9 protein-coding genes (1 of these 9 running past the window's edge) are annotated in these 10,297 nt (G+C 58.8%); 6 read left to right on the forward strand and 3 right to left on the reverse strand.

Features of this window, described 5'->3' with window-relative positions:
* Both FIU92_RS00425 and pyrF read right to left on the reverse strand, forming a co-directional pair.
* Positions 1-1,254 (reverse strand): DNA polymerase IV, encoded by a 1,254-nt coding sequence (locus FIU92_RS00425; RefSeq protein WP_152456687.1) that lies wholly within the window; start codon positions 1,252-1,254, stop codon positions 1-3.
* A 336-nt stretch (positions 1,255-1,590) separates the two neighbouring features.
* A complete protein-coding gene (gene pyrF / locus FIU92_RS00430; RefSeq protein ID WP_152456688.1) occupies positions 1,591-2,304 on the reverse strand; it encodes an orotidine-5'-phosphate decarboxylase in 714 nt (237 codons plus the stop codon).
* Between the two features lie 100 nt (positions 2,305-2,404).
* On the opposite strand from pyrF, the gene FIU92_RS00435 reads away from it, so the two are divergent.
* From FIU92_RS00435 to dgt, 4 genes are all read left to right on the forward strand, one after another.
* Positions 2,405-3,385: a tetratricopeptide repeat protein gene (locus FIU92_RS00435; RefSeq protein ID WP_152456689.1), complete on the forward strand. Its 981-nt coding sequence runs from the start codon at positions 2,405-2,407 to the stop codon at positions 3,383-3,385.
* 100 nt (positions 3,386-3,485) lie between these two features.
* Positions 3,486-3,800 carry a hypothetical protein gene (locus tag FIU92_RS00440; protein WP_152456690.1) on the forward strand — a complete coding sequence of 105 codons (315 nt, stop codon included), beginning with the start codon at positions 3,486-3,488 and terminating at the stop codon, positions 3,798-3,800.
* A 125-nt stretch (positions 3,801-3,925) separates the two neighbouring features.
* Positions 3,926-6,544, forward strand: coding sequence for an ATP-dependent chaperone ClpB (gene clpB / locus FIU92_RS00445; protein WP_152456691.1), 2,619 nt, complete (start codon positions 3,926-3,928; stop codon positions 6,542-6,544).
* A 101-nt stretch (positions 6,545-6,645) separates the two neighbouring features.
* A complete protein-coding gene (gene dgt / locus FIU92_RS00450; RefSeq protein ID WP_172978441.1) occupies positions 6,646-7,983 on the forward strand; it encodes a dGTP triphosphohydrolase in 1,338 nt (445 codons plus the stop codon).
* 8 nt (positions 7,984-7,991) lie between these two features.
* Here dgt and FIU92_RS00455 read toward each other — a convergent pair whose 3' ends face one another.
* The gene (locus tag FIU92_RS00455; protein WP_152456693.1) at positions 7,992-8,807 is read right to left on the reverse strand and encodes a cyclase family protein; all 816 of its coding nucleotides are present in this window, start codon (positions 8,805-8,807) and stop codon (positions 7,992-7,994) included.
* Between the two features lie 331 nt (positions 8,808-9,138).
* Here FIU92_RS00455 and msrP point away from each other — a divergent pair, with 331 nt between their 5' ends.
* Together msrP and msrQ are read left to right on the forward strand one after the other, a co-directional pair.
* Positions 9,139-10,041 (forward strand): protein-methionine-sulfoxide reductase catalytic subunit MsrP, encoded by a 903-nt coding sequence (gene msrP / locus FIU92_RS00460; protein ID WP_152459796.1) that lies wholly within the window; start codon positions 9,139-9,141, stop codon positions 10,039-10,041.
* A 4-nt stretch (positions 10,042-10,045) separates the two neighbouring features.
* On the forward strand, positions 10,046-10,297 hold the start of the coding sequence (gene msrQ, locus FIU92_RS00465) for a protein-methionine-sulfoxide reductase heme-binding subunit MsrQ (protein ID WP_152456694.1). Its footprint extends 363 nt past the window's final position; 252 of the gene's 615 nt are visible here — the first part of the coding sequence; the start codon lies at positions 10,046-10,048; its stop codon lies beyond the right edge, outside the window.

Genomic DNA, 10,297 nt, shown 5'->3' on the forward strand with positions numbered 1-10,297 from the left:
CTAGCGCAAAGCACGTCCCTTCACGATGGCTTCCGGGCCGAACCTCTGGCGGATTTGGTCGGTGGCCCGCTCGGCTTGTGATCTGCGGACGGCGCCGGGATCAAGCAGGTCGCCGGAGATGTCAGCCTGATCCGCCGGGCACAGGTCAGACAGGCCACACCCCAACAGGCGGTACGGCCCCTGATCTCCCACCTGATCGAAAAGCCCTTTTGCGGTGCGATAAATCCTGTCCGCGATCTGCGTTGCGTCCCGCAATGATACGCGCCGTGTCAGAACCTTGTGATTGGCTTTCTTCAGCTTCAGCGTAACGACCCGGCCAGCCAGATCCTTGGCCTTGGCCCGGTCCGAGACCTTCAGGGCCATGCGCCACAAATGTCCGTCCAGAACATCAATATTGGCGGTGTCCTCGAAAAACGTGGTCTCATTGCTGATGGATTTCATCGGTTCATGGGCTGAAACGCGCCGTTTGTCCTGACCCCGTGCCAGATGCCAAAGGCGATACCCCATCGAGCCGAAACGCGCAGTCAAAGCCTCCTGATCCCAACGCAGTAGGTCGTTGAAGGTTCGAATCCCTGCCCGGTCCAGTGATTCCTGCGCGGCAGGGCCAATGCCCCAGATCAACCTTACGGGTTTGTCATTCAGAAACTCTGCCGTCTCTGCCTTGCCGATCACCGAAAACCCGCGGGGCTTGTCGAGGTCCGAGGCAACCTTGGCCAGAAACTTGTTGTGACTCAGCCCGATGGATCCTGTCACGCCCAGTTCATCCTTCATGCGTTTGACCAGGCGCGCGAGCATGACGGCTGGGGGGGCTCCGTGCAGGCGCTCGGTGCCGGACAGGTCCATGAAAGCTTCGTCCAGGGACAGGGGTTCGACCACTGGTGTCAGTTCGTCCATCATGGCGCGGATGTCCCGTGACACCTGGGCATATACGGACATGCGTGGTTTGATCACGACGGCATCGGGGCACAGTTGCAGCGCTTTGAACATGGGCATGGCGGATCGCACACCGCGAATTCGGGCCACGTAGCATGCCGTGGACACAACACCGCGTTTGCCGCCGCCGATGATGACGGGCTTGTCTGCCAGTTCCGGATTGTCCCGCTTTTCCACCGAAGCATAGAAGGCATCGCAATCCATATGCGCGATGGACAGATCAAACAGTTCGCGATGAGACTTTACCCTGGGGCTGCCGCAGGCCGTGCAGCGCCGTTCGTTGGTCAAAGGGGTCAGGCAATCTCGGCAAAGACCGGGCATCTGCGTCCTCGTGTGTTCCGCAGTTGTCTTGGGGGTTCCTTATATCATCCAGTGATATCGATCAAAGATCATTCCGAGAAAAGAAACCCCCCGCGCTTCGCGGGGGGAAGTAACGAACCTCAGGAAGAATAGGTTCGTTGGGGAGTAAATCCCCCTAAGAATCGCCAAGAATTTCGGGCTGAGATAGGGTTAAGCGCGCTTTTCAAAAACTCGCTTTTTGAATGTGTGTTTTCTGGCACAGGGACGATTTGGCGCGGATTCGCGAAAAATTGACGTAAGGTCAACCTGTTGCGGCGGTTTTTTCAGCGTGAATCCCTGTTGAAACGATGATCCTGCTCATCTCGTTTTCAGAGAATTTAACTCGGTCAAAACGGCCGCGGCCGCGGATTTCGGATCTTCGGCCTGATAAATGGGGCGGCCAACTACGATATGATCCGCCCCGTCCTGGATGGCGCTGGCGGGTGTGGCCACACGTTTTTGATCGCCCAGTGCCGCGCCTGCCGGACGCACGCCGGGGGTTACGATCAGCCGGCCCGTCGCCTGGGGCAGGGCGCGGATCAGGGCGGCCTCCTGCGGGCTGGCGATCACGCCGTCGGCCCCGGCCTCGAAGGCGTGGGCGGCGCGTTCCACCACCATGTCCTGAACGTCACCGGCCTTCATCATGCCGGCATCCAGGTCGTCGCGGTTCAGCGAGGTCAGGATGGTCACCGCCAGGATTTTCAGATCCTTGCCTGCTGCGCCTTCCTTGGCGGCGCGCACCACATGCGGGTCGCCATGCACGGTCAGGAAATCCAGATCGAACTGCGCCAGCCCCCGCACCGCGTTTTCCACCGTGTTGCCGATGTCGAACAGCTTCATGTCCAGGAAGATGCGCTTGCCATGTTCCTGCTTGAGCTCATTGGCCAGTGCCAGCCCGCCCCCGGTCAGCATGCCCAGACCGATCTTGTAGAATGAAACGACGTCGCCCAGCGTCTCGGCCAGCTTCAGCCCTTCCAGCGCGTTGGGGACGTCGAGGGCGACGATCAGGCGGTCATCGGCGGTTTGGGGCATTGTATCGGCCTTTCAAGCTTGACGGGATCGGCGCTTCTGTAGAGCGTGTGACGCATTGAGACAAGAAAAGACGCAGGAAAATACGGGATGATACGGTTGGGTGTGGTGGCCTCGGCCGGAACCCGACCCCGACGATCCACCGCAGGACCCCGACTATTCGGATGGAGAGTGTGACTGCCTGATGGCCGCTGCCGCTCCGGGGCAGTCGCCCTATTTCGACGGGGTGAAATGGGCCGACATGGACGCCGAGAATGCGATGGCGATCTGTGCCGATCTGCTGCTTAAAGACCAGGATGTCGATGCCGAGGTCGTGGCCGCCTTTGGCCGGGCGCTCATCAAAGGTGGCAAGCTGGAAATGGCGCTCGAGTTTTCGGAACTGGCCGCAATGGAGGGCAGCGGGCTGGCGATGAACACGCTCGCTTCGCTCTATAATGATGGCGAGATCGTTCCCACGGAACACGAGACCGCGTTTGCCTGGTACATGACCGCTGCCGAAACCGGTCTGCCGATGGGGATGCACAACGTCGCTTATGGCTACGAGAACGGGAAAGGTATTGCGCCCAACATCGACAAGGCGCTGTACTATTATGAAAGGGCCGCATTCTTCGGATATGAGCCGTCTCTGCTGCACCTCGGCGTAATCTATCGCGAAGACACGCATGTCGCACGCGATATGCAGCGCACGGTCGACTATCTGAAGATGGCGGCCCCAAACGGCAGCGCCGATGCCGCGGCGCGTCTGGGATACATCTACGAGATCGGCGAGAACGGCTACTTCAAGGACATCGAACAGGCGCTGGATTATCATTTCCAGGCCGCCAGGCAGAACAATGTCGTGGCGCTGCACAATCTCGGGTCTTTGACCTATCACGGGCGGGATGGTGTGCCACAGGACACGGAAGCGGTCTTGTTGTTCTGGGGCAGGGCCGCAAAGCTCGGCGATGTGAAATCTCAGCGCAAATTCGGCCGGTTGCTCTATGAAACCGGCGATGTCGAAGAGGCGCTGAGGTTTCTTCGCCTCGCGGCCGAGCAGGGCGATGACGAGGCGCAAAAGCTGATCCGGCAGATCGAAGGCGGTTGACCCCCACGGCTGACAAAGGAGCCAGCGGTGTCCCCGCTTTGTCCCAACTGTGCTATGGTGCTGCCATTCTGAAACGAAAATTGCATCAAAGGGACAGACCATGAAGCACCTTGTTCCGCTGGCCGTCGTCGCCACGCTGGCCGCCTGCGACGACACGCCGCCACAGACCGAAACAGGCGCCGCGCCGCCCCCGACCAATGATGATTTGTATCTTGTTCGGGGCTATCGGTCCGAAGATGACTGGTGCCAGTTGACCGGAGAAACCGCCTTTACCGGCAATTTCCTTGACCACACCGCCGACCTTGTATCCTGCCCCACGGGCAGCGCCGCCGCGCAGTCTCTGGTCGAGACGAACGATGCCCAGCAGGTGGCCGAAACCGGGGGCTACACCGTCTATACGATTCCGCGTGGTTGAGGCGTTTTTCACTCTCTAGCCTCTTGAAGCGGCGGAGAAGTTTCCCAGATTGAGGTCAAGGCCCGGACCACTGCGTGCTGCCAAGCGGGCGCAAATTCACCGGGCGCTTGGAAAAGGAGAATACCATGGACTTGAACAAGTTCACCGAACGTGCACGGGGGTTCGTGCAGGCGGCGCAGACCATTGCGCTGCGCGAGGGGCACCAGAGGCTGGAGCCAACACATATACTCAAAGCATTGATGGATGACGATCAGGGGCTGGCAAGCAATCTGATCACACGCGCGGGCGGCGCGCCGAACCGCGTGGTCGAGGCGCTTGACGCAGCTATGGGCAAGATCCCGAAAGTCAGCGGTGATGCCGGCCAGATTTACATGGACGGCCAGACGGCCAAGGTTCTGGACGAGGCTGAAAAGATCGCCACCAAGGCGGGCGACAGCTTTGTTCCGGTCGAGCGCGTGTTGATGGCGCTGTGCATGGTCAAATCCAAGGCCAAAGAGGCGCTGGAGGCGGGTGCCGTATCTGCGCAAAAGCTCAACGAAGCCATCAACGACATCCGCAAGGGGCGTACTGCTGACACCGCAACGGCGGAAGAGGGCTATGACGCGCTCAAGAAATATGCCCGCGACCTGACCGAGGCCGCGCGCGAAGGCAAGATCGACCCGATCATCGGCCGCGACGAGGAAATTCGCCGCGCGATGCAGGTTCTGTCGCGCCGCACCAAGAACAACCCGGTTCTGATCGGTGAACCCGGCGTCGGTAAAACCGCGATCGCCGAGGGCATGGCCCTGCGCATCGTCAACGGCGACGTGCCGGAATCGCTGAAGGACAAGAAGCTGCTTGCGCTTGACATGGGGGCGCTGATCGCTGGTGCGAAATACCGTGGTGAATTCGAAGAACGCCTCAAGGCTGTTCTGACCGAGGTGACCGAGGCCGCCGGTGAGATCATCCTGTTCATCGACGAGATGCACACGCTGGTTGGCGCGGGCAAATCGGATGGTGCGATGGATGCCGCCAACCTGATCAAGCCTGCGCTTGCACGGGGTGAGCTGCACTGCATCGGTGCGACCACACTGGACGAGTATCGCAAATATGTCGAAAAAGACGCGGCCCTTGCGCGCCGCTTCCAGCCGGTGATGGTTCAGGAACCGACGGTCGAGGACACGATCAGCATTCTGCGTGGTATCAAAGAGAAGTACGAGCTGCACCACGGTGTGCGCATCTCGGATTCGGCGCTGGTGTCGGCGGCGACCCTGTCGCATCGCTATATCACCGATCGGTTCCTGCCCGACAAGGCCATCGATCTTGTCGACGAGGCAGCGTCGCGTCTGCGGATGGAGGTGGACTCCAAGCCCGAAGAGCTTGATCAGCTGGATCGTCAGATCCTTCAGATGCAGATCGAAGAAGAGGCGCTGAAGCTGGAAGACGATGCGGCATCGAAGGATCGCCTGGAAACCTTGCAGAAGGATCTTGCAGAACTTCAGGAAAAATCCGCCGAGATGACCGCGCAGTGGCAGGCCGAACGCGACAAGCTGGCTGGCGCGCGGGATTTGAAGGAACAGCTCGACAAGGCGCGGGCCGATCTGGAAATCGCCAAGCGCGAAGGCAACCTCGCCAAGGCGGGTGAGCTGTCCTATGGCATCATCCCCGAGCTTGAGAAAAAGCTGTCCGAGGCCGAGAATGCCGAAAGCAACGCCATGATGGCCGAGGAAACGGTGCGTCCGGAACAGATCGCAAGCGTTGTCGAACGCTGGACGGGCATCCCGACCGCCAAAATGCTGGAAGGCGAACGCGAGAAACTGCTGCGGATGGAAGAAGAACTGCATTCGCGCGTGATCGGTCAGGATGCGGCTGTCACCGCTGTTGCCAACGCAGTACGCCGTGCTCGTGCGGGTCTGAATGACGAGAACCGCCCGCTGGGCTCGTTCCTGTTCCTTGGACCGACCGGCGTGGGTAAGACCGAGCTGACCAAGGCCGTGGCGAATTTCCTGTTCGACGACGACAACGCGATGGTGCGCATCGACATGTCCGAGTTCATGGAGAAACACGCGGTTGCCCGCCTGATCGGTGCCCCTCCGGGCTATGTCGGTTATGACGAAGGTGGTGTGCTGACCGAAGCCGTGCGGCGCAGGCCCTATCAGGTCGTGCTGTTCGACGAGGTCGAAAAGGCGCACCCGGATGTCTTCAACGTGCTGTTGCAGGTTCTGGACGATGGCGTTCTGACCGATGGTCAGGGCCGCACCGTGGACTTCAAACAGACGCTGATCATCCTGACGTCGAACCTTGGGTCTCAGGCGCTCAGCCAGTTGCCCGAAGGTGCGGACAGTTCACAGGCCAAGCGCGACGTGATGGATGCGGTCCGGGCACATTTCCGGCCCGAATTCCTGAACCGTCTGGACGAAACGATCATCTTTGACCGCCTCAAGCGGGCCGATATGGATGGCATCGTCGATATTCAGATGGCACGTCTGCAAAAACGTCTGGCCGCCCGCAAGATCGAGCTGGCCCTGGATGACAGAGCCAAGGAATGGCTGGCCAATGAAGGCTATGACCCGGTCTTCGGTGCCCGCCCGCTGAAACGCGTCATACAGCGCGCCTTGCAGAACCCGTTGGCCGAAGCTCTGCTGGCCGGGGAAATCAAGGATGGTGACGTCGTTCCGGTCACTGCCGGGCCCGATGGTTTGATCATCGGCGATCGTTTGGGAACTTCCGAGCGACCCCGCCCGGACGATGCCGTGGTGCATTGACGGACCCCTGATAAAACTATGAAACCCGCCCTTTCAATCGGCGGGTTTTTCTGACACCTAAGTATTGAATTTACCTAAAGGATTTCTTCTCTATGGCGAGTATGGATTGGGCGCGACTGCTGAACACGGACACGTATGATAAAAAACCGGAACAGGCCGAGCGCCCTTCATATGTGATTGGAGCAGACAGAATTACCTTTTCCGCGCCCTTCCGCCGCTTGGCGAATAAGACGCAGGTTCATCCGCTCTATGACAACGACCATCTGCGTCATCGTTTGATCCACTCGGAAGAAGTGGCGAGCGTTGGACGCTCGATTGGGATGCAGGTCGGGGTTTGGCTTGCGAATGAGACTCTCATTCCGTGTGAAGACGCCCATAAAGTGGCTGGTGTCGTGCAAGCCGCCTGTCTGGCGCATGATGTTGGTAATCCGCCGTTTGGGCACTCTGGTGAAGAAGCGATTGGAAAATGGTGCTCGGAAAAGCTCCGTGGGTGTTCGCCTGCCTTCCGGGGCATCGCGGGTGATCGCTGGCAAGAGTTTGAGGAGTTCGAAGGTAATGCGCAGGGCTTTCGGATTCTGACCCGGTTAGAGATGTACCGGAATGAAGGTGGTATGTGTTTACCGAACGCGGTTCTGGGCGCGTTCATGAAATATCCTATGGGGGCCGAGACCTCAAAACGCTTCAATGACAAACACGACGACCCCTATGTTGGCGCCAAGAAATTCGGCTTCTTTGAAGCCGAGCGCGGGTATTTCATCCAAGCGGCACAGGCGATGGGGTTGATTGAGGCGCAGGGTCTTGATGGTCAAAGCTGGTGGCGGCGGCATCCGTTGGTCTATCTTGTCGAGGCGGCGGATGATATTTGTTACAATATCGTAGATCTTGAAGATGGGTATTCTGCCGGTGACCTGTCTTTCAAAGCTGTCGAGGAACTGCTGTCGGCCATCGCGTTACCGCCAAGCCGAAATCAGTCTGATTATACTGAATACGAAAAGATCGGCTATTTGCGTGCTCGTGCCATTGGCGGTGCGATCAAAGCTTGCGTTGAAGCGTTCATTGCTAACCATGACAGCATTTTGGATGGCAGCTTTTCGGATTCTCTGATTGGCGTTTCCGGCAAGGCCAAAGCCTTCAAAGAGATCAAAGATCTGGCCAATAGCCAACTCTTCACTGCACCGCGCAAAACCCGGCTTGAGGTAAAGGGGCGCAATGTGATCCGAAAGGTTCTGGACGGTTTGTGCCCAGTTTACGAGGAACTTGCCCGGCGTAACTGGCAGCAGGATGAGTTGCCTGATTACGAGAGGCAACTCATCAATGCGGTTCAGCTTGATTTGCGAGGAGTCGATGACGCCTATTCTGCCTTGCATTCGCTGACCGATTTCGTCTCCGGCATGACTGACCGATATGCAGTGCAGGTCTCAGACATGCTTTCCGGCTAGCCCTCCATCTACACCAACGCAAAGATCCGGGCCGGCCCGCCGGTGCCGCCTTGGTGCTTGGGTGCGCCGATCACCAGCGTTGCACCCGACGCAGGCACGCGATCCAGCCCAGCCAGACATTCGATCCCGAACCGGCCTGACGGCAACCACGCGTAATGCGTCGCGAAATCTGCGGACATGCCGTGATCAAGAGACAGGGTATCAACGGCAATTGATCGTGCTCCGGTCTCCTCCATCAGCATCTGCGCGGCTTCAACGTGGAAGCCCGGGTAATGCTGCGCTTCGCCGTCGAAATTGCGGAACTCATCCGTGGCGGTTTTGCCTGCCCATCCGGAATGCATCGCCACGCAGGCACCATCTGGGATATCACCATTGGCCGCAACCCAGGCTTTCAGATCGTCCGGGGTGACGCGCGTGTCAGCGTCCTCGGCCGCTCGGGCGGCGATGTCCACGACGCATAAGGGGGCGACTAGATCCGTGACGGGGATTTCATCAACCGACGTCCCATCCGCCGAAAAGTGAAGCGGCGCATCGATATGCGTGCCCGTATGTTCGTTGATTGAAAGGTTGAACAGATTGAAGCCGTGATCAGCAAAGTTGAATGCTTGCTCGGCGGAAATGCCGGGTTCGCCGCCCCATGTCGGGAAATCCGGGCTCAGCGTATGGGTCATATCTTCGACACCGCCATGCCCGGCTGCCAGTGCTGCCGGCGCGACGGCCCCGGTTGCGGCTGCTGCAACACCCGAAGCGGCGGCAGCTTTGAAGAACCCGCGACGAGACAGCATCTTGTCTTTGACGGCATTCATTACGCAGATATCACACATTTTTCTTCCTCCCATTGCGGCCAAAAGGCTGCAGTCGCAGCCTTGCCTCGCGTTCGGCTTGGCATGGCGCCCGTCTGACAGAGTGCAGCCTTGCGCCCGCAGTTGTAAAGTTTTGTACCCGTGTTCTGACTGTAATCCACGAAAACCGCGGTTTTCCGCCGGGCTCCAAAAGCTCTCTAGTCTATGGTTTTCGGTGCTGAAAACGATACCCGAATGCCCGGTCATATTGGAACGTTACAATCACTTCGCTCAATCGTTACGCCTGTTTCCGTGGCTCTGTGCTATCAGCACACTACGTCAATAGCGACCACTGAAGATGACGGAGACCCATATGGCGCATCGCTGGACCAATACTTTGACACATGCCGACGTCACCCCCCGGGCGGCGTTCCTCAACCGGCGGCAGGTTATGGCCGGGCTGGCAGGTGTCGGCCTGACTGCGATGGCCAAACCGGCGGCAGCACAGGATGGGTTGGAGCCGAACACGTGGGAAGAGATCACCACCTACAACAACTACTATGAGTTCGGGACCGGAAAAAATGACCCGGCGAAATATGCTCATACGCTGGTGACCGAACCCTGGAGCGTCACGATTGACGGTCTGGTCGACCGTCCCGGCGACTATGATTTTCAGGCCATCCTGTCCGAGATGACGATAGAGGAGCGGATCTACCGCTTCCGCTGTGTGGAAGCCTGGTCGATGGTAATTCCGTGGAACGGGTTTGAACTGGCCGACCTTCTCAATATGGCGGGCGTGCAAGACGGCGCGAAATATGTGGCTTTTGAGACGGCCTATCGCCCGGACGAGATGCCGGGAACGCGGTTTCCCGTTCTCGATTGGCCGTACCGAGAGGGCTTGCGCCTGGACGAGGCGATGCACCCCCTGACAATCATGGCAACCGGAATTTACGACCGCCCAATTCCCAACCAGAACGGTGCCCCCTTGCGTCTGGTCGTCCCTTGGAAATACGGCTTCAAATCGATCAAGTCGATTGTTCGGATCACGCTTACAAAGGATGAACCGCCCACCAGCTGGAACATGTCCAATCCACGCGAATACGGGTTCTACAGCAATGTGAACCCCAATGTGGACCATCCACGCTGGTCTCAGGCTTCAGAGCGCGAGATCGGGGGCGGGCTTTTCGCGTCACGCAAGCCGACCCTGATGTTCAACGGCTATGAACAAGAGGTCGCCAGCCTTTATGAAGGCATGGATCTGGCCAAGAACTATTAGGACCATGTTGGCGATTAACCAGACACTCCGCCGTATTCCGGTATGGGTCATATATCTGCTGGGGGCGTTGCCCGCGCCCTGGCTGTTTTATCTTGGCCTGACCGGTGGTCTGGGGGTCGAACCGATCGAGGCGTTGGAGCACAGATATGGGGAACTGGCCCTTCAGTTGTTGATTGCCGGTTTGGCGGTCACACCCCTGCGCCGGTATGTCGGCCTCAACCTGATGAAGTTTCGCCGCGCGATCGGGGTGCTCACG

This window comes from Ruegeria sp. THAF33, from assembly GCF_009363615.1.
In the GTDB taxonomy this organism is placed as follows: Bacteria; Pseudomonadota; Alphaproteobacteria; order Rhodobacterales; family Rhodobacteraceae; genus Ruegeria.